This is a genomic window from Streptomyces sp. SID14478 (assembly GCF_010548525.1).
In the GTDB taxonomy this organism is placed as follows: domain Bacteria; phylum Actinomycetota; class Actinomycetes; order Streptomycetales; family Streptomycetaceae; genus Streptomyces.
Map to the genome: position 1 here is coordinate 1 of NZ_JAAGMG010000425.1, position 239 is coordinate 239.

Sequence of the window (239 nt, forward strand, 5' to 3'; positions counted from 1 at the left end):
CCGGCGCGCGTGCTGACGCACCAGGTCGTGCAGCCGGTAGCGGCCCGCGGCCGGCTGCTGGACGAGGTGCGCGTCCACCAGGTCCTCCAGCATCGTCCGGGCGCTGTTCAGCGGCACGTCCGCGAGCGACGCCGCGAGGTACTCGTCGAAGGTTCCGCCGGGCAGCAGGCCCAGCATCCGGAAGAGGCGGGCCCGGGCGCGGTCCAACTGCCGTACGGACATGGCGAACGCGGCGTCGA

General features: G+C 74.1%; 1 protein-coding gene. It reads right to left on the reverse strand.

What is annotated here, in order from left to right:
• On the reverse strand, positions 1–239 hold a 239-nt coding region (locus G3I40_RS13855; protein WP_203644018.1), incomplete at both ends, for a hypothetical protein.